18 protein-coding genes are annotated in these 17,502 nt (G+C 42.5%); 13 read left to right on the top strand and 5 right to left on the bottom strand.

The window, feature by feature from the left end; genetic code table 11:
• Positions 1-81 precede the first annotated feature (81 nt).
• Together pnpS and I6N90_RS11840 are read left to right on the top strand one after the other, a co-directional pair.
• The gene (pnpS, locus tag I6N90_RS11845) at positions 82-1,860 is read left to right on the top strand and encodes a two-component system histidine kinase PnpS (RefSeq protein ID WP_197935691.1); all 1,779 of its coding nucleotides are present in this window, start codon (positions 82-84) and stop codon (positions 1,858-1,860) included.
• A gap of 110 nt (positions 1,861-1,970) precedes the next feature.
• Positions 1,971-2,693 carry a response regulator transcription factor gene (locus tag I6N90_RS11840; RefSeq protein WP_197935690.1) on the top strand — a complete coding sequence of 241 codons (723 nt, stop codon included), beginning with the start codon at positions 1,971-1,973 and terminating at the stop codon, positions 2,691-2,693.
• A gap of 39 nt (positions 2,694-2,732) precedes the next feature.
• On the opposite strand, the gene I6N90_RS11835 is transcribed toward I6N90_RS11840, so the two are convergent.
• Genes I6N90_RS11835 through I6N90_RS11820 form a run of 4 tightly spaced genes read right to left on the bottom strand, consistent with a single transcriptional unit; the run spans position 2,733 to position 6,034 of the window.
• Positions 2,733-3,599, bottom strand: a complete 867-nt coding sequence (locus I6N90_RS11835; RefSeq protein WP_197935689.1) for a helix-turn-helix domain-containing protein — start codon at positions 3,597-3,599, stop codon at positions 2,733-2,735.
• Positions 3,600-3,613: 14 nt separating this feature from the next.
• On the bottom strand, positions 3,614-4,045 hold the full coding sequence (locus I6N90_RS11830) for a threonine/serine exporter family protein (RefSeq protein WP_197935688.1): 432 nt from the start codon (positions 4,043-4,045) through the stop codon (positions 3,614-3,616).
• Between the two features lie 26 nt (positions 4,046-4,071).
• Positions 4,072-4,833: a threonine/serine exporter family protein gene (locus tag I6N90_RS11825; protein ID WP_197935687.1), complete on the bottom strand. Its 762-nt coding sequence runs from the start codon at positions 4,831-4,833 to the stop codon at positions 4,072-4,074.
• A gap of 10 nt (positions 4,834-4,843) precedes the next feature.
• Positions 4,844-6,034, bottom strand: coding sequence for a M20 family metallopeptidase (locus I6N90_RS11820; RefSeq protein WP_197935686.1), 1,191 nt, complete (start codon positions 6,032-6,034; stop codon positions 4,844-4,846).
• A 222-nt stretch (positions 6,035-6,256) separates the two neighbouring features.
• On the opposite strand from I6N90_RS11820, the gene I6N90_RS11815 reads away from it, so the two are divergent.
• The 10 genes from I6N90_RS11815 (at position 6,257) to I6N90_RS11770 (ending at position 16,439) form a co-directional block, all read left to right on the top strand.
• Positions 6,257-7,237 (top strand): PstS family phosphate ABC transporter substrate-binding protein, encoded by a 981-nt coding sequence (locus I6N90_RS11815; RefSeq protein WP_232242882.1) that lies wholly within the window; start codon positions 6,257-6,259, stop codon positions 7,235-7,237.
• 151 nt (positions 7,238-7,388) lie between these two features.
• Positions 7,389-8,297 carry a phosphate ABC transporter permease subunit PstC gene (gene pstC / locus I6N90_RS11810; protein WP_197935887.1) on the top strand — a complete coding sequence of 303 codons (909 nt, stop codon included), beginning with the start codon at positions 7,389-7,391 and terminating at the stop codon, positions 8,295-8,297.
• A 1-nt stretch (position 8,298) separates the two neighbouring features.
• Positions 8,299-9,174 carry a phosphate ABC transporter permease PstA gene (pstA, locus tag I6N90_RS11805; protein WP_197935685.1) on the top strand — a complete coding sequence of 292 codons (876 nt, stop codon included), beginning with the start codon at positions 8,299-8,301 and terminating at the stop codon, positions 9,172-9,174.
• A 22-nt stretch (positions 9,175-9,196) separates the two neighbouring features.
• Positions 9,197-9,952: a phosphate ABC transporter ATP-binding protein PstB gene (pstB, locus tag I6N90_RS11800; protein ID WP_197935684.1), complete on the top strand. Its 756-nt coding sequence runs from the start codon at positions 9,197-9,199 to the stop codon at positions 9,950-9,952.
• 69 nt (positions 9,953-10,021) lie between these two features.
• Complete coding sequence (gene phoU, locus I6N90_RS11795; RefSeq protein WP_197935886.1) at positions 10,022-10,681, top strand: phosphate signaling complex protein PhoU; 660 nt, start codon at positions 10,022-10,024, stop codon at positions 10,679-10,681.
• 112 nt (positions 10,682-10,793) lie between these two features.
• Positions 10,794-13,475: a DNA polymerase I gene (gene polA, locus I6N90_RS11790; protein ID WP_197935683.1), complete on the top strand. Its 2,682-nt coding sequence runs from the start codon at positions 10,794-10,796 to the stop codon at positions 13,473-13,475.
• Between the two features lie 59 nt (positions 13,476-13,534).
• Positions 13,535-14,374 carry a DNA-formamidopyrimidine glycosylase gene (mutM, locus tag I6N90_RS11785; protein ID WP_197935682.1) on the top strand — a complete coding sequence of 280 codons (840 nt, stop codon included), beginning with the start codon at positions 13,535-13,537 and terminating at the stop codon, positions 14,372-14,374.
• A 143-nt stretch (positions 14,375-14,517) separates the two neighbouring features.
• Positions 14,518-15,255, top strand: a complete 738-nt coding sequence (locus I6N90_RS11780; RefSeq protein WP_232242881.1) for an MntP/YtaF family protein — start codon at positions 14,518-14,520, stop codon at positions 15,253-15,255.
• Between the two features lie 15 nt (positions 15,256-15,270).
• Positions 15,271-15,873 (top strand): dephospho-CoA kinase, encoded by a 603-nt coding sequence (gene coaE / locus I6N90_RS11775; RefSeq protein ID WP_197935681.1) that lies wholly within the window; start codon positions 15,271-15,273, stop codon positions 15,871-15,873.
• Positions 15,870-16,439 carry a lytic transglycosylase domain-containing protein gene (locus I6N90_RS11770; RefSeq protein WP_197935680.1) on the top strand — a complete coding sequence of 190 codons (570 nt, stop codon included), beginning with the start codon at positions 15,870-15,872 and terminating at the stop codon, positions 16,437-16,439. Before coaE ends, I6N90_RS11770 begins: the two co-directional genes overlap by 4 nt.
• 92 nt (positions 16,440-16,531) lie before the next feature.
• Here the strand turns inward: I6N90_RS11770 and I6N90_RS11765 are convergent, their stop codons facing one another.
• Complete coding sequence (locus I6N90_RS11765; RefSeq protein WP_197935679.1) at positions 16,532-16,744, bottom strand: alpha/beta-type small acid-soluble spore protein; 213 nt, start codon at positions 16,742-16,744, stop codon at positions 16,532-16,534.
• 126 nt (positions 16,745-16,870) lie between these two features.
• Here I6N90_RS11765 and nrdR point away from each other — a divergent pair, with 126 nt between their 5' ends.
• Positions 16,871-17,353, top strand: a complete 483-nt coding sequence (gene nrdR, locus I6N90_RS11760; RefSeq protein WP_197935678.1) for a transcriptional regulator NrdR — start codon at positions 16,871-16,873, stop codon at positions 17,351-17,353.
• The last annotated feature ends 149 nt before the right edge of the window (positions 17,354-17,502 follow it).

The raw sequence follows: 17,502 nt of genomic DNA, 5'->3' as shown, positions 1-17,502 counted from the left end.
AGTAAAACAACAAATAATAATCGAAGGCTGACAACAGCCGTCGAATCTAAATAGCAGTTATCGGTTAAGGAGTGAAACAGATTGAATAGCTTTCGAACGAGATTAACATTTATTATGATTGCAATGGTAGCCTTTTCTGTATTGGCAGCGGGAATATTAATGATAGGCACTTTTAAAAATAATCATATTAATGCATTAGAAGATAATATGGTTCGTGAAATGAGGCTTATTGCAGCAAAGACCGAGTGGCGGTCCGGTAACGTCGAAGAAATGATTGATTATTATACGAACGAGGCTAAAGAGCTTAAACAGTACACAGAAGCTCGTGTAACGTTTATTCGCAGTGACGGGATAGTAATTGGTGACTCCGATTATAATGCCCGAGAGATGGATAATCATCTAGAACGAGAAGAAGTACAAGCAGCTTACACAACGGGTATCGGTAGAACTGTTAGACCTAGTGAGACGATGGATCAGAGTATGATTTATGTCGCTATTCCAGTACAAATAGACACTGCTACAACTCCTTATATTATACGAATGGCGAAAAGTTTGGACGAGGTGGATCAAAGCATAGGTAAATTGACTATGGTAATGATCGGTGGCCTGATCTTTTTATTTATTTTCGCTGCTCTAGTTAGTTATCGTATTGCCCTTGGACTAACTAGACCGCTTGATCAAATTACAAAAGTAGCAAAACGAATTAAAAATATGGACTATCAAGCTCGTGTTAAAGTGACGAAACAAAATGAAATTGGCGAGCTTGGAACTGCTATTAATGCAATGGCAGACAGTCTGCAAGTCCAGATGACCCAAATTAAACAAAATGAAAGTCAGCTAGAGAGCGTTCTGGCAAATATGATCAATGGTATCGTAATGATTGATGCGCAAGGACAAATATTGCTTATGAACCGAAGAGCAGAGGAAGTGCTTGGTTTCTCAGCGCGTGAGCTAGTAGGAAGACATTTTGTCGAGGCAAAGCAGCAATATGAGCTCGCGCAAATCATTCAGGAATCACTTGATACAAGAAGACATATTAGGGAAGAAATTACGTTTTATTTCCCAGAGGAGCGATTGCTTGAGCTCAATCTAGTGCCAATCAGCCAAAGTGGTCCAGGTGCATTCGGTGGTGTGCTTCTTGTGCTGCAAGACGTGTCCGCAATACGTAGACTAGAACGAATGAGAAGTGAGTTTGTCGCTAACGTCTCACATGAACTTAAGACACCAATCACAGCAGTAAAAGGTTTTGCAGAGACTTTGCTCGGCGGGGCTGTTAAAGATGAAGAAACGACGAGATCATTCCTGCAAATTATTTATGATGAAAGCGAACGATTAAACCGTTTGATCGGAGATATATTGGAGCTGTCGAAGATTGAATCTCGCCGTGTACCGCTCATATTCTCACCTGTGGAGCTTGATACGTTTATAGCGAATACGTTCAGACTACTTGAATCAGAAGCAAAGCTGAAGGGAATCCAGTTAGATAAAAATATTGAAGCAGGTCTGTTCGTTGAAGCAGATGAAGATCGTTTGCGCCAAATTATGATGAACTTATTGTCGAACGGTATTAATTATACGCCAGAGGGTGGTCGTGTATCTGTCACGGTAGATGCGTCGGATATGGACCACATCCGAATCCAAATAAAAGATACGGGTATTGGAATTCCAAGAAAAGATTTACCTCGTATATTTGAACGATTCTATCGTGTGGACAAAGCTCGTTCACGCAGTTCAGGCGGGACAGGGCTTGGTTTATCCATTGTGAAACATTTAGTAGAGCTGCACAAAGGAACGATTTCTGTAGATAGCACATCGGGTGCAGGTACTACCTTCATCATAGAACTGCCAATCATTCAATAAAAAGGGTTACCATTAATTAAGTAAACCATGATACACTAAATGAATTAATGATATGAAAATGCAGGGTGGAGTAGCAGTATGCTTCCTTCTGCCTAGTTTTGGAGGTCAATATGTCGCATAAAGTGCTAGTAATAGAAGACGAACCGACGTTAGCGAGATTGTTGTCCTATAATTTAAAGCAAGAAGGTTATGAGACGACTGTGATCGATCATGGTGGGGAAGGGTTGCAAACGGCAATTCAAGGAAACTTTGATTTGATCATACTGGATATTATGTTACCGGGTTTAAACGGATTTGAGGTGCTTAATCGCCTTCGCCAAAATAGAGTTCGAACACCTGTCATTATTTTGACCGCTCGAAATGCGGAGGAAGAAGTTGTGCAAGGTCTTAAGCATGGTGCTGATGATTACATTACGAAGCCATTTGGTGTTGCTGAGCTACTCGCACGCGTTTCTGCCGTTCTTAGACGTACACAGCAAGAAGAAGCTGCTCCTGTTCTTACGAACGAAAAGGTTATAACTATTGGAGAATTGAGCATCTATCCAGAAAAATATGAAGTTATCGTGGGTGGAGATGCCATTCAGCTAAGACCGAAAGAATTTGAAGTATTACTCTATCTCGTTCAGCGACCTGGGATGGTCATTACACGCGACGATTTAATGAACGTTGTTTGGGGTTTTGATTATATCGGAGGACAGCGAACGGTTGACGTTCATGTTAGCTCATTACGTAAGAAGCTGGAGCTTGGCCAGCAATCGGTACAGATCGAATCAATCCGTGGTGTAGGTTATAAAGTTGTCATGCCAAAAAAACTCGCAAACCCTAAAGCTTAGGGATGCGAGTTTTTTTATTGCCAAGTAATAATATACGTACTAAGTCTTTTGCCACATGAGCATTTTCCGCTGGAATTGTTTCGGCGAGCAATCATTATATTTTTTGAACATTTTGTAGAAATGAGCCATATTAGGCATTCCAATTCTTTCACCAACTTCAGATATGCTCAAATCTTTTGTTAACAACATCCGTTCGGCCGACTTTACTTTACGATAGTTTACATATTCTGTGAAGGATAGGCCAATCGTTTTTTTGAAAAATTTAACGAAATAGTAATAGCTCATGTTGGCGATTTTACAAACGACCTCAACACTAATACGTTCTGTCAAATGATTTTCTATATAATCCAAAACGGGCTTGAGCCTAGCTTTATCGAAGTTGTCTTGCTCAATGAGCACTTTACGGGTGTCACCCCGAAGAAGGTGTAACATAATTTGTTTGATTAGAATGCTAACTGCGAGCTCATATCCCGTTTGCTTGAGACTAGCTTCTTTTAAAATTTGCTCAATACAAGAAGCAGTTTGTGATTTAATAAATTTGTTTTCTTCGAAAATGTAGTTTGCTTGGCTTAATGGAACATGTGTTTCAGAGAAATATCGCATATAAGGGATTGAGCTATGATCAAAAAACTGCTCTAAATCGAATTGCAACACGATATAGTCAAGGTGATTCGTACTACGATCACGATGAAGCTCTGATGCTCCGAGCAAAAATAGGTCACCAGCTCCGAGATGATACGTCTCTTCTGCTAGATAAACATCCAAATTACCTTCCAATATAAGAAGAAACTCTAATTGCTTGTGAAAATGCCAATTCGTAAATGCAGGACTATGCCTTATCGTTCGGAAGATCCTCAGTGATAAAAGTGGATTTTCGTAAGCGACCTTCTCATTGAATGCTTCCACTGTTCCAGCCTCCCTCAGCGTCCCGATCTGCGAATAATCTGGTTGATAACTTCTGAGAAGACAAGTCCAATCGCAATTGCACCTGAAATCATAAATGCTTTGACAGCTAACTGAACAGCTGTATCATATTGATCCTCAACGACATGTCGCATCGCATCATATGCAATACCACCAGGAACTAATGGAATTATGCCCGATACACTAAAGACGATAATCGGAGTTTTATTGAGTTTGGAATACAGCTGACTAATTATTGTCACGAAAAAGGATGCAACAAGTGTAGCTGGAATAGTATCAATACCTATTTGAGTTCCAATAATATAGACACCCCAGCCTATCATACCGACTGTACCGCAATGAAGAAGCAGTTTTTTTGGAACATTGAATATAAATGAGAACGCGGCGGACGAAATAAAACTAGTTATTAATTGAGCTAATAAGTACATGAGCAGTTATGCTCCTTCCGCGGAATCTAATAAAAGGCCAGAACTGTCGCAATGCCGGCTCCAATTGCAAATGCAGTCAAGAAGGCTTCAGCACCTTTGGACAGTCCCGATACAAGATGTCCTGCCATTAGATCGCGAACGGCGTTCGTAATATGCAAGCCAGGAACAAGTGGCATAACTGATCCGATTATAATTTTATCTAGATCTTGCCCGAGTCCCAAAGAAACGGCTAATACAGCAAGAATGCCAACCATGATAGATGTTAAAAACTCAGCAAAAAATTTAATCGGAACAAAATAATGCGCGATAAGGAAAAATAAATAGGCAAATCCCCCAATAAAAGCCGCTGGTAAAAAATCAGCCCAAGTCCCTTGAAACATAATGACGAAACATCCGCAGGCAATGACCGCAGCAATTACCTTTTGTGTATTGGAATAATCGTAGGAAGTGACATCTAGTTGTTGTAGCAATCGATGTGCTTCTTCTGCTTCAAGATCTCCATTGCAAATTCGCCTTGATATATCGTTAACAAGCGACACTTTAAGCAAATTAGTAGATCTGTCCGAAATACGAATTAATCTCGTAATTTGCGTATGGCCGTCAATGGCGAATATGAGCCCTGTTGGCGTAACGAAGCTTTGGGAGCTGGGTATCCCGTAGGCTGACGCAATACGTGCCATTGTATCTTCGACACGATAAGTTTCTCCGCCATTTTGCAAAATAATTTTCCCTGCGAGCAGACAGATTTGCGTAATAAGATGGGTTTGCTCCTGGTTATGAATGGTCATCACGTTCCTCTTAAGTAGTACTGCTTGTTGCTTTTACTTGCTCATCGAATTCTTTGCGGATTCGAGCAAGAAGTTCGGAGTCCGAGAAGACATCGTACGCGGTAGTAGCTAACATTTTAGCTCCGAACACCATTCGATCAAGTGCTCTTTCTGTCATAGCCGCATCACGGAATGCTTCCGTATGAAGCATGAACCGCTCCTCGACGATTTTAACGTACGGATGAATAGCAGGACAACGAACAGATACATTGCCTAGATCGAGTGACCCGTTATCTTTTCCTGACTCAATTTCCTCTGGTGAAACGCCCGCTTCTATTAGATTGAGATTAAATTGGTTTGATAAGGCTTCATTCGTCACAAGTTCATCATACGAAAATTCATAGTTGCTCGTTTGCAATGTACAGCCTGTAGCAAGAGCAGCAGCTTCCGCACATTTCATCACTTTTGCTACTAGCTCGTTTGTATAGACCCGTGAAGCAGATCGGACGTAAAATTTAGCTGACGCGTAATCTGGAATAATGTTGGGTGCTACGCCGCCGTTGTCGATGATGCCATGGATGCGTGTATCGCTTTTTGTTTGTTGACGAAGTGCATTAATACTATTAAATAAAGAGATAACTGCGTCAAGTGCATTAACACCTTCATGTGGACTTGCAGCAGCATGTGCAGGTACACCACTATATTCAAATTGAATAGCATCAAGTGCAAGCGACTTGCCTGATCTCTCATAAGAGTGGTAAGGATGTGCCATAAGAACGAAATCGCAATCGTCGAAAAGACCAGCTTCGGACATTGGAACTTTGGCACCTTTTGTTTCTTCTGCTGGAGTACCATATACACGAATGATACCGCCATGATCGCCAAGAGCGGCCTTCAGTCCAACAGCTGCCATAGCGCTCATTGAGCAGATTAGATGATGACCACATGCGTGGCCTAAGTCAGGTAAAGCATCATATTCACAAAGGAAGCCAACAGTAGGTCCGGGCTTACCTGTATCATGAACAGCAATAAAAGAGGTTGCTATGCCAAGAACGCCCCGTTCAACATGAAATCCTTGTTTCTCAAGTTCCTCGCATAACAAACCAGAAGCAAATACTTCCTCATGACCAAGCTCTGGCCTGTTACCAATTGCAAGTGATATGTTGCGGAACGTACCCGCATGTTGATCTATCGATTCCAATACGGTTTGTTTGTTTAACATAATTCCATCCTCCATCGTATCTTTCCTAGTTGTTTCTTCTTATTTAAATAGGTTCGCTTAGACGCTTCTAACTCTAGTCTATTGCGAAATCTATTATAGCATATTCGACACCTTAAACATTTAACATTGCGATAACAAAATACGAATACACGATTAACAAACGATTAGTAGTATAGAACTTGTAAGCGAGACAGAGAACATCCTAATCGGGGAGTGGTAGAGTTGATTAAAAATAAAAACGTTAAAGGTATTCTTACATTAGTAATGGCAGCAATGTTGGTGTTTACAACAGCATGTGGCAACAGTGGTAATGGAGCTACAACCGGCAATACGGCAACGACGAAACCATCCGAACAATCGGTTAAACTATCTGGCGAAATTAAAGTAGACGGCTCAAGTACGGTATTCCCATTAACAGAAGCAGCTGCTGAGGAGTTCAGAGCTGAACAGCCAGATGTACGTGTTCCTGTCGGAGTATCTGGTACAGGTGGTGGCTTTAAACAATTTTGCGCAGGCGAATTAGCGATAGCAAATGCTTCCCGTCCGATTAAAGAAGAGGAAGCTGCTAAATGTAAAGCAAACGGAATTGAATTTAAAGAACTTTCAGTAGCATATGACGGTTTAACAGTTGTCGTAAGCAAAGAAAATGACTTTATCGACCATCTTACAGTAGACGAATTAAATGCTATTTTCAAAACAGGCAGCACAGTGAAAACGTGGAAAGACGTTCGTGCTTCATGGCCTGCAGAGCCGATTGTGATGTTCTCACCTGGTGCAGATTCTGGTACGTATGATTACTTTAATGAAGCTATTCTTCATAAAGAAGGCATTCGCAATGATACCGATACTATCACATTCAGCGAAGATGACAATACGCTTGTGCTAGGAATATCTGGTAGCAAGTATGGAATTGGGTACTTCGGCTTCGCTTATTATGAAGAGAATCAAGATAAATTGAAAGTTGTTCCAGTTGATGGTGGTAGCGGCCCTATTTCACCGACCTACGACACGATCAAAGACAGCTCTTATTCACCACTGTCCCGTCCACTTTACGTCTACGTAAGTAGCAAGGATCTAGAGCGTCCAGAAGTGAAAGAATTTATGAGCTTCTATATCAACAACATTGGTTCAATGGCAGGCGAAGTTGGATATGTATCGCTTCCAGACGACAAATATAAAGAAGAAGCAGCGAAACTTCAATAAAAAGAACGATAGCAAGTCAGTGGATGAGAATGATGTGATGTCTCGTGGGACATCACATTTTTCTCGCCAAATATGTTAACCAATTGTAAATGTTAAGGAGGGTCGCTATATGCCGCGTAATGATCTATCAACAAATGATACAGCGCAAACGATGCCGCGAGCGGTCAATCCGTTCAAGAACACGAGAGTCAGCATGATGAATAAGATTATGCCAGTGTTGCTATTCCTTTGTGCAATTGTATCTGTTCTAACTACGATAGGAATCGTCGTCACACTTGCAACTGAAACGTATCAATTTTTTAAGACGATACCGGTAATGGATTTCTTATTTGGAACGAAGTGGTCACCGCTTATTCCACCAACGAGTTATGGTATATTGCCTCTTCTTGGAGGGACATTGCTCATTACAGTTATTGCATGTTTAGTAGCAGTTCCAATCGGCCTTGCGAGCGCAATCTATTTGTCCGAATATGCACCGAAGTCCGTACGGAAAGTAGTAAAGCCAATATTAGAAGTACTTGCAGGTGTTCCAACTATCGTGTATGGCTATTTTGCCCTTAGTATCGTGACACCAATCATTCAAACGATATTTAGCAGCGCGGGCATTTTCAATGCACTTAGTGCAGGTATCGTAGTTGGTATTATGATCATTCCGATGGTATGTTCACTTAGCGAAGATGCAATGTCGGCCGTACCTAGATCACTTCGAGATGGTGCTTATGCGCTAGGTGCGACTAGGTTTGAAGTAGCACTAAAAATTGTTGTTCCAGCGGCATTCTCAGGTATTGTAGCATCTGCAGTTCTAGCTTTCTCTCGAGCAATTGGTGAGACGATGATTGTTACGTTAGCAGCAGGTTCGACTCCGAACTTAACAGCTAATCCGCTCGAAAGTATTCAAACGATGACTGCTTATATCGTTCAAGTAAGTCTTGGAGATACACCACATGGCTCCATTGAGTACGGATCTATCTTTGCAGTCGGAATGACTTTGTTCGTCATTACGTTCCTGCTTAATATTCTTGCCCAATATATTGCTAGACGTTTTAGGGAGGAATACTAGGATGAATATTTTTCAAGACGCAAATCGTGGTCAAATTGCGGGTCGCAGACGGATAGACTTTACATTGCATATTTTGTTTGTATTAGCTACTTCCGTTGGTGTTGTTGCACTAAGTGCACTAATAATTGACATCATAATAGATGGCATCGCTAGACTTCAGCCAAGTTTATTCACGGAGTTCCCATCACGTAGAGCATCAGCCGCGGGTATGAAATCTGCTATAGTCGGTACAATCTACATGCTTCTTCTAATGGCTCCTATATCATTTATATTCGGAGTTGGAGCAGCGATCTATTTGGAAGAGTATGCAAAAAAGGGTCGGTTTACTCGCCTTATACAGCTTAATATCAGTACACTAGCAGGCGTTCCATCGATCGTTTACGGCATTTTGGGATTAACATTATTCGTTAGATTGTTAGCTCTTGAAAAAAGCTTAATAGCTGGTGCATTGACGATGACACTGCTTGTTCTTCCAATCATTATCGTTTCTGCTCAAGAAGCGATCAGAGCGGTACCAAAGTCAAGAAGAGACGCTTCATTTGCACTCGGCGCAACGAAGTGGCAGACCGTTTCTAGATCAGTATTACCTTCCGCAATTTCAGGCATATTGACGGGCGTCATACTCGCTATGTCACGTGCTATTGGAGAAACAGCACCACTTGTTATGATCGGCGCTTTAACGTATGTAGCCTTTTTGCCAGATGGACTAACGGATTCTTTCACAGTAATGCCTATACAAATATACAACTGGTTGTCGAAACCGCAACTAGAATTTAAAGAGCTTGCTGCAAGCGGCATTATCGTATTGCTTGTGCTACTACTACTAATGAATTTCTCAGCTATTCTTCTACGAAACAAATATCAAAAAAATGTGTAGTCCAGACGATGGAGGGAACGATATGCAACCATTTATTAATATTAAAGACCTGAATTTATTTTACGGAACGTTCCATGCGCTGAAGGATGTCACGTTAACGATACCAGAGAAAGCAATTACAGCTTTCATCGGACCATCTGGTTGTGGGAAGTCCACATTGCTTCGTACATTAAACCGAATGAACGATATGATTCCAGGCACACGTATTGAAGGTAGCTTATCGATCAGCGGTACGGATATTTATTCGAATGAAGTGGATGTAGAGACGTTGCGTAAAAAGGTCGGCATGGTGTTCCAGCAGCCTAATCCTTTCCCGAAATCTATCTACGACAATGTGGCTTATGGCCCAAGACTTCATGGTATTACAAACAAAAAGGAACTAGATGAAATTGTAGAAACGAGCTTGAAATCAGCTGCACTTTGGAACGAGGTAAAAGATCACTTGAAACGTTCCGCATTCAGTATTTCTGGTGGTCAACAACAACGACTTTGTATCGCTCGCGCACTTGCAGTGGGCCCAGATATATTGCTGATGGATGAAGCAACATCTGCCCTTGATCCAATTTCTACGTTGAAGATTGAAGAACTAGCTCAAGAGCTTAAAGACCGCTACACAATCGTGATGGTTACTCATAACATGCATCAAGCAGCCCGCGTATCGAACCAGACGGTATTTTTCTTAAATGGTGAAGTCGTTGAATATTCCGAAACAGAGAAGTTGTTCTCTAACCCAACAGACCAGCGCACAGAGGATTATATTAGCGGCCGTTTCGGATAATTCGATAACTTCGGATTAATTGGCTTGCATAGTAGCATAAGTTCAACTAAATGGGGGGCATTTTAGATGATGACGAAACGGAAAGAATTCGATCATGGCTTGGAGCAACTTCATAATCTTCTTGTAGAAATGGGTAATTTCGTAGAACATGCACTTGTTGAAGCGATGGCTGCTTTAAAGGATGTAGATGTAAATAAGGCACGTATTATTATTGAAGAAGATCCGAAGTTAAACGGCATGGAAGAAAAAATTATGGAGCTGGGCGCAAGACTAATTGCAACGCAGCAGCCAGTCGCCAAAGATTTGCGCAGAATTTTATCTGCATTCCGTATCGCAAGTGATTTGGAGAGAATGGGCGATCAGTCGGTTGATATTGCTAAGGTCGTGCTGAGACTTGAAGGCCAGTCACTAATTAAGCCGCTAATTGACTTGCCGCGGATGGCAGAGATTATTCAGACGATGACGTATGAATCGATTCAGTCCTTTATCCATGAAAATGTTGACTTGGCCTACAAGATGGCTAAAGATGATGATCAGGTAGATGCCCTTTACGGTCAAATTACTCGTGAACTAATGATGCTAATGATGGAAAATCCACGCAATATCGCACAAGCTCAACTGCTAAGTTTTGTGGGACGTTACTTGGAACGTTTCGGTGATCATGCAACGAATATTGGTGAAAGCGTCGTATACCTTGTTACTGGCAGCAGACCAGATCTAAATGCTTAAACGAACAATGGGCTTTTCCCGCATCTGACGTTAGTTCAGATGGTTGGGGAAAGCCCATTTTGTGGTATGATAAGAGATAGTATTGTACTCAAGTGAGGTGCTAATGAATTCTATGGATAAATGGATGTTAATCGACGGAAATAGTATAGCGTACAGGGCGTTTTTTGCAATGCCGCCACTGACGAATTCAAAAGGGCAACATACAAACGCGATATTTGGTTTTACGACGATGCTATTAAAGCTACTCGAAGAACATAAACCAACACATGTGCTTGTTGCATTTGACGCAGGCAAAATTACGTTTAGACATGAGGGATATAGTGAATATAAAGGCGGCAGACAAAAGACACCGCCAGAATTGTCTGAGCAGTTCCCAGTATTAAAAGAGCTGATTACATCGTTTGGCATCGCACAGTTCGAGTTGTCGGGTTATGAGGCAGACGATATTATTGGAACACTTACGAAGCAAGCAGATGAAAAAGGCGTGAAGACGATCGTCGTAACGGGCGATAAAGATATGTTGCAGCTTTCATCAGAAGGCGTTACAGTGGCTGTTACTCGTAAAGGTGTAAGTGAAGTAGATCTCTATACTCCGGAGTCGATTCAAGAAAAATACGGGCTTGTACCGCTGCAAATTATTGATCTTAAAGGCCTTATGGGAGATACATCGGATAACATTCCGGGTGTGCCTGGTATAGGTGAAAAGACAGGTCTTAAACTACTTCATGAATATAGCTCTGTGGAGAATGTGTTAGATAATTTGGACAAGCTGAAGGGCAAGATGAAAGAAAATCTAGAAAATCATCGCGATGATGCTGTCATGAGTAAGAAGCTAGCTACGATTTTCCGTGAAGTACCTTTGGAGCGGGACACAGAGGAGCTTCGCTATAATGGCTTTGATAACGAGAAGCTTGGGGAAGCGTTCAGCAAGCTAGAATTTAAGTCGTTGATGGAGAGACTGGGTTTAAGTGCTGAAGCGAGCGGAGCTACAGAAACGGAAGCTAAAGCAGCCGCTGCTGAACTTGAGATTACAGTCATTGATGCAGAGAGTGACGCCCAGTTAGTTGAAGCGTTAGTAAATAAGTTAGAGTCCTCAGACAAGCATGGCCTATACATAGAAGCAATCGGAGAAAATCCGCATCATGCAGAGCTTATCGGATTATCGATTGCAGTTGAAGATAAAGTGTATGTACTGCCATATGAAGCAGTCCAAGCACCACTTGCTGAGAAGCTGAGAATTTGGCTTGCAGCAGAAGACAAACCGAAATATGGCTTCGATCTGCACAAAGCTGAACTAGCATTACGATGGTCAGGAATTACTCTCGGAGGATCGGCTATTGATGTTCAGCTTGGAGCATATTTACTTGATCCGACTGAGAGTGCATTGTCACTAAGTGCTATCTATGATCGCAATGGCTTATATGGATTGCCGTCGGATGAATCCGTATATGGCAAAGGTGCCAAGTTCAAAGTGCCGGACAACGATGTGCTGTATCGTCATCTAGCATTAAAAGGCGATGCAGTTAGACAATTGCTTCCGATCATTACAGAGAAACTTTCTGAGACGGGAATGGATAAGCTTTATTTTGAGCTGGAGCAGCCGCTTTCTCGTGTACTTGCAGGGATGGAACATCAAGGGATTCTCGTAAGGAATGAGGAGCTTGAGACGCTTGGGAAAAGTCTCGAATCTCAACTAACCGTTATTATGAGCGAAATTCATACGCTTGCGGGGCAAGAGTTCAACATTGGTTCTCCGAAGCAGCTAGGTGAAATATTGTTCGAGAAGCTTGGACTGCCAGCTAAGAAAAAGACGAAAACCGGTTATTCGACGGATGCTGAGGTACTTGAGGAGCTTGCACCTTACCACGACATCATCCCGCTTATTCTTCACTTCCGTCAACTGTCCAAACTTCAATCTACTTATGTAGAAGGTTTGCTCAAGGAGATACGTAAGGAAACGGGTAAAATTCACACTTATTATCGCCAAACGATAGCTGCAACAGGCAGACTTAGCAGCCAGTTCCCGAACTTGCAAAACATTCCGATTCGTTTGGAAGAAGGAAGACAAATTCGTAAGGCGTTTGTTCCATCTGAGCCAGGCTGGTCGATATTAGCAGCTGACTATTCGCAGATCGAGCTTCGTGTACTAGCTCATATTTCAGGTGACGAGAACTTGAAGGAAGCGTTCATTAACGATATGGACATTCATACGAAAACAGCGATGGACGTATTTGGTGTTACTGCTGATCAAGTGGACAGCAACATGAGACGTTCCGCTAAAGCGGTTAACTTCGGAATCGTGTATGGTATCAGTGATTTCGGTCTTTCACAAAATCTTGGTATCACACGTAAAGAGGCAGCACAATTTATCGAGCAATATTTCAATGTATTCAAAGGCGTCCGCAAGTACATGGACGATATTGTAGCCCAAGCGAAGAGTGACGGCTACGTTACGACTTTGCTAGATCGTCGTCGTTACTTGCCTGAGATTAAAGCATCAAACTTTAATCTTCGTTCATTTGCGGAACGTACAGCTATGAATACACCAATTCAAGGAACTGCGGCAGACATCATTAAACTCGCAATGGTTCAAATGGATGAAGCGTTACGTACACGTGGACTTAAGAGCCGCATGTTGCTTCAGGTGCATGATGAGCTGGTGTTCGAAGTTCCAGCAGATGAGCTTGAACTGATGAAGACGTTAGTTCCAGAAGTGATGTCAGGTGCGCTGAAGCTTGATGTGCCGCTTAAGGCAGACGTTAGCTTCGGAGATAATTGGTATGAGGCGAAATAAGGCTTAAAGGGGGCGAAATCGCCCCTTTTGAAGTATAATGGGTGTTGAGGTGAGTAGACATGCCTGAACTACCAGAGGTAGAAACGGTAAAACGAACATTAATCGAACTTGTAGCTGGCAAACGGATTAGTTCCGTCACGGTTAAGCTTCCTAGAATTATAATGAAGCCATCTGAACCAGAACAGTTTGCAGATGCGCTTGTTGGTCATACGATACAGACGGTTGAGAGACGTGGGAAATTTCTTCGTATTATTTTGGATGGACTTGTGCTTGTGTCTCATCTTCGGATGGAAGGTCGTTATGGCGTTTTTGCATCGGATGATCCGGTGGAGAAACATAACCATGTCCTGTTCCACTTCGACGATGGTACTGATTTAAGGTACAAGGATGTACGTCAATTTGGTACGATGCATTTGTTCAAGACGGGTGAGGATTTATTGTTGCCTCCTCTGAACAAACTTGGTATTGAACCGCTTGAACCTGAGTTTACGGCGAAGGTGCTTCGTGAAAAGCTGGAGAAACGTACAACAAGTATTAAGCCGATATTGTTAAATCAGGAGCTGATCGTTGGGCTCGGCAATATTTACGTTGATGAAGCATTATTTATGGCGCAGATACATCCTGAACGCACACCTAACAGCATGCGCCCTGCTGAGTGGACTAAGCTGTATGAAGCTATCCGCCATACGTTGGGACGAGCAGTTGAAGCGGGAGGCTCGTCTATCAAGTCATTTGTCAATGGACAGGGCGAGATGGGGATGTTCCAGCATCAATTTAATGTCTATGGCAGGAAAAATGAACCATGTCCAAGCTGCGGAAACCCTATTGAGAAGTATGTTGTAGGCGGCAGAGGGACACATATTTGTAAAAAGTGTCAGCCCAATAAGTTGGCTAAGTAGCATTAATTGCAGTTCCAAATCGTAACGAATGTGCACCTCAGTTCTACCCCCGCATATGATGATGGTACGAACGATAGGCAGATGCCCTCAAACATCGGCACCTAACGTGAGCCGGCATCTGTTATGCGGGGAGGAGCTTGGGGTTGACTGCACATATGGTATCGATGGTCGTGCTTGCCTTTGCCGTTAGTCTGGATGGATTCGGAGTTGGCGTGACCTACGGTTTAAGAAAAATTCGGATTCCGTTCTTATCTGTATTTATTATCGCTTGTTGTTCAGGTTTTATTATCTGGCTGTCGATGCAAGCAGGTGGATGGCTTAGTGGATTTATTTCGGAATCAGCAGCAAAGCTCATTGGGGCACTGATCTTGATTGTAATAGGTTGCTGGGCGTTATTACAGCTTATGAGAAGCAGAGGAAATGACGAAGCAGAATCAGAGATCGAAATAGAGCAGCATAGAAATGCACAGCTATCGAACGCTGATGTACAGGATTTAAACTGTCATGCAACGGTCTCTGCGGATACGCCTACTCAAGCGACTCCTGTTATTTTATTAGAACTTAAGCGTCTCGGGTTAGTTATTCAAATTTTACGTACACCGCAAGCGGCAGACGTAGACAGATCAGGCATCATTTCGGCTTCCGAAGCTATCATGCTCGGTGTCGCTTTATCACTTGATGCACTCGGCGCAGGTTTAGGCGCAGCATTGCTTGGGCTGCCTTCTTTAATAACGGCTGTAGTGATCGCGTTATCTAGCGCTTTATTTTTAGTAAGCGGCACATCGTTAGGGTTTCGATTTGCAGCGAAGCGAGGAATGCAGGCGTTGTCGTTCCTTCCAGGTATATTATTAATTATGATGGGTATTATGAAGTTGTTATAATTGGAGGTGAAACCTATGATCATTGGTTTGACCGGTGGTATCGCCAGCGGCAAAAGCACTGTTAGTGAAATGCTTATTGATTTAGGTGCTAAAGTCGTAGATGCTGATGCAGTTGCAAGAGAGATCGTCCTTCCCGGAGAACCGGCACTTGAGGCGATCGCCTCTCTGTTTGGACAAGCTCTATTACAGGAAGATGGATCACTTAATCGCTCAGCACTGGGTGCTATCGTATTTAAAGATGCCAATGCTTTGCGCGACCTTGAAGCGATTACACATCCTGCAATTAGGAAGCGTATGCAAGAGAGAATACATAGATATGCGGAGCAAGATCCGAAGCAGTTGGTCGTAGGTGACGTGCCATTACTATTTGAGACGAAGCAAGAACATTTGTACGAAGGCATTTTAGTTGTATATGTGCCTGCAAAGCTTCAAATTGAACGATTAATGAAACGTAATGGAATGACGCAAGAGGAAGCAAAGCGACGGGTATCTCTTCAACTTGATATTGAAGAGAAGCGCAAACGAGGCAACTGGATCATTGACAACAGTGGATCACTTGATGACACGAAGAAGCAAGTGCTGCAATTTTGGGAAAGTCAGGTTAGGGAACGACCATGAAGAACATTTTATTGAAAAAAAGATTTTTGTTACTATTGCTGCTGGGACTCATATCAATTTTATTTCTGAAATCCGATTGGCTTGCCTCTTTTATGTATCCCATACATTATAAAGATGACATTCGAGCAAGCGCTTCAAATTATGGCATTGAACCTCATCTTGTGGCAGCTATAATTAGAGCAGAGTCTAATTACGAAACAGGCAGAGAATCAAAAAAAGGTGCACTTGGATTAATGCAACTTATGCCTACAACGGCGGATTGGGTCGTGCAGAAGGCTGGTTTCGAAGCTGTTGACGATGACATACTTCGTCACCGGGCAGATGTAAGTATTGAAGTTGGAACGTGGTATTTAGGTGCATTGCATAAGCAATTTGACCAAAATGTAGTTGCAGCGGTGGCGGCCTATAATGCTGGCCCTGGTAATGTGAGAAAGTGGCTCGACTCTGGTAGTTGGAATGGGAAGATGAATGCAGTGAAAGATATTCCTTTTGGCGAGACTCGCCACTATGTACAACGGGTTATTTATTATTATAATAAGTACAAGGAATTATATCCTACATTTTAACCGATAACTTAGAACATACAACGAAGCCTTGGAGGGTCGTCACTTCTGGACGAGCCACTCCAAAGCATTCTGTTATTCATACAAATGAATCATTATTTGTGACCTGCAAGTGATTGCTCTGCAATTTGTACTAGACGACGAGTGATGCTACCTCCGATGGAGCCTGCTTCTCTCGTTGTAAGGTTACCGTAGTATCCATCTTGTGAAAGCGCAATGCCTAGCTCTTGTGCAACTTCATATTTCAGTTGGTCTAGAGCGGCAGATGCTTGAGGAACTACCAATTGGTTGCTGCTGCGGTTGCTCATGTATGTTCACCTCCTCGCGGTTGGTAAATGTATTATGTGCGAAATTCCAAAGTTCATTACAGGAAACGTATGGTATTTTTTTGAAAAAGCAAAAACAATTAAAGTAAAGGAAGGGAGGATGCCCTTATGAAATGCCCATATTGCGATTTTGCAGGGACAAAAGTGCTGGATTCAAGACCAGCTAACGAAAACAAATCCATTCGCCGCCGCAGGGAATGTGAGAAGTGCAACCGAAGATTTACAACGTTTGAGATGATTGAGGAGACACCTCTAATCGTAATTAAGAAGGATGGCAGCAGGGAAGAGTTCAGCCGTGACAAAATATTACGCGGACTAATTCGGGCATGTGAGAAACGTCCCGTTCCTGTGGAAAGACTTGAAGTTATCGTCTCTGAGGTTGAGAAAGAGCTTCGTACAACAGCAGTCGCCGAAGTAGACAGTAGCGAGATCGGCGGCATCGTAATGAGCCAGCTATACCCAGTTGATGAAGTCGCTTATGTGCGCTTCGCTTCTGTATATCGTCAGTTCAAGGACATCGACATGTTTATGAAGGAACTGAATAACTTGTTGTCCAAGGATGCGATTAATGGGAGCGGGGAGAAGGGTTAAGAGGGTGAGATGCGAATAGCGTGTTGGTTCACCTAATGCCATTTGAAGCATACAATTGTAATAGATAGTTCATGTGAGCAGAGTAGAGTGACAATTAACGATAAACTGAGATGATGAAGAGAATATTCGCAACTTAGATACTACGCATC

It is taken from the genome of Paenibacillus sp. GSMTC-2017 (assembly GCF_016019935.1).
Taxonomy (GTDB): domain Bacteria; phylum Bacillota; class Bacilli; order Paenibacillales; family Paenibacillaceae; genus Pristimantibacillus.
The sequence above is the reverse complement of the archived record's forward strand: the minus strand, read 5'-3'. Positions and strand labels throughout refer to the sequence as shown.

Excerpts from the sequence above, each read along its gene's own strand:
- I6N90_RS11765 (WP_197935679.1), bottom strand. The coding sequence starts at position 16,744 with ATGAGCAACCGCAGCAGCAACCAATTGGTAGTTCCTCAAGCATCTGCC.
- coaE (WP_197935681.1), top strand. The coding sequence starts at position 15,271 with ATGATCATTGGTTTGACCGGTGGTATCGCCAGCGGCAAAAGCACTGTT.
- I6N90_RS11840 (WP_197935690.1), top strand. The coding sequence starts at position 1,971 with ATGTCGCATAAAGTGCTAGTAATAGAAGACGAACCGACGTTAGCGAGA.
- I6N90_RS11820 (WP_197935686.1), bottom strand. The coding sequence starts at position 6,034 with ATGTTAAACAAACAAACCGTATTGGAATCGATAGATCAACATGCGGGT.
- polA (WP_197935683.1), top strand. The coding sequence starts at position 10,794 with ATGGATAAATGGATGTTAATCGACGGAAATAGTATAGCGTACAGGGCG.
- I6N90_RS11825 (WP_197935687.1), bottom strand. The coding sequence starts at position 4,833 with ATGACCATTCATAACCAGGAGCAAACCCATCTTATTACGCAAATCTGT.
- pstA (WP_197935685.1), top strand. The coding sequence starts at position 8,299 with ATGAATATTTTTCAAGACGCAAATCGTGGTCAAATTGCGGGTCGCAGA.
- pstC (WP_197935887.1), top strand. The coding sequence starts at position 7,389 with ATGCCGCGAGCGGTCAATCCGTTCAAGAACACGAGAGTCAGCATGATG.
- nrdR (WP_197935678.1), top strand. The coding sequence starts at position 16,871 with ATGAAATGCCCATATTGCGATTTTGCAGGGACAAAAGTGCTGGATTCA.
- mutM (WP_197935682.1), top strand. The coding sequence starts at position 13,535 with ATGCCTGAACTACCAGAGGTAGAAACGGTAAAACGAACATTAATCGAA.
- pstB (WP_197935684.1), top strand. The coding sequence starts at position 9,197 with ATGCAACCATTTATTAATATTAAAGACCTGAATTTATTTTACGGAACG.
- phoU (WP_197935886.1), top strand. The coding sequence starts at position 10,022 with ATGACGAAACGGAAAGAATTCGATCATGGCTTGGAGCAACTTCATAAT.
- I6N90_RS11770 (WP_197935680.1), top strand. The coding sequence starts at position 15,870 with ATGAAGAACATTTTATTGAAAAAAAGATTTTTGTTACTATTGCTGCTG.
- I6N90_RS11830 (WP_197935688.1), bottom strand. The coding sequence starts at position 4,045 with ATGTACTTATTAGCTCAATTAATAACTAGTTTTATTTCGTCCGCCGCG.